At 81.4% G+C, this 1,082-nt stretch carries 1 protein-coding gene; it reads right to left on the bottom strand.

The genetic code is table 11. The annotated features are described in order from the left end of the window. Positions 1–608 (bottom strand): GNAT family N-acetyltransferase (locus HLB09_RS20230; RefSeq protein ID WP_322790248.1); only part of this gene is annotated, 608 nt, incomplete at its 3' end. Between the last annotated feature and the right edge of the window lie 474 nt (positions 609–1,082).

The following is a 1,082-nucleotide window of genomic DNA, read 5'->3' on the forward strand; positions in this document are numbered from 1 at the left end:
GTCCCGGTCGCGCCGGGCGCTCCCGCCGCGCGCCCGGCCAGCGCGGCGAGGGCGTCGCGGTCCAGCCGCCACGTCGTCCAGTCCTCGAGCGGGGAGGCGCCCAGGGCGGCGTAGAAGCCGCGCGCGGGCTCGTTCCAGTCGAGGACCGACCACTCGAGGCGGGCGCCGCCGCGCCGCGAGCACTCGAGCGCCAGGGCCTCCAGCAGGGCGCGCCCGTGGCCGCGGCCGCGCTCGTACGGGCGCACCACGAGGTCCTCCAACCAGACGCCCGGTCGTCCGCGCCACGTCGAGTACGTCGTCCACCACAGGGCCATGCCGACGACCTCGCCGCCGACCTCGGCGACGAGGCACCCGGCGACGGCGTCCTGGCCGAAGAGCGCGCGCCGCAGGTCGTCCGGGGAGGCCTCGACCGCGTCGGGCTCCCGCTCGTCCAGCGCGAGCCGTCGGACGAGGCCGTCGAGGGCCGCGACGTCCTCGGGCCGAGCGGGTCGCACCACGCGACCCGCCGCGTCCCGGCCCGGGGCCGGCTCGTCCTGGCCCTGCTCCGCCGTCCCACCGGGAGGCGGCTGCGCGCCCTGCGGCGCGCCGGCCTGCGGTGCCTCGCCCACGTCGTCTCCTGCTCGTCGTCACCGGCGGACGCCCCGCGGTGCTCCTCGCCGCCCGCTCCTGCCACGCCGGCGCCCCGCGCCCGCAGCTGGGGCGCCCGCGCCGGGCTCGCACGCCCGGGTGCCCGGGACCCCGGACTCCCGCGACCGCAGCAGACCACACGCCGGCGACCCGGCGCCGCGGCGCGCCCGACGTCGTGGGAGCCGCGTGCGTGGCCAGGGCGCCGGCGACAGGGGCCCTGCGCGCCGTCCTCGCCTGCCTCGACGACGGGGTCGTCCGCGCCGGCCGTGCGCACCGGGCCGGGACGGGCGACCTCAGGCACCGGTCGGTGCGCCCGGCGTGCCCGCCCGAGCGTCGGCGACGGCGTCGGGAACGGCCACCTGGACGACGCAGGGGCGCCCACGCCGCACGAGGAGGCCGCGACCGGGTGGGCCGGCCGGCCACCGCGCGCCGGGCGGCAGCCCCAGCAGGTCGCC

The organism is Pseudokineococcus marinus (assembly GCF_013004605.1).
Taxonomy (GTDB): Bacteria; Actinomycetota; Actinomycetes; order Actinomycetales; family Quadrisphaeraceae; genus Pseudokineococcus; species Pseudokineococcus marinus.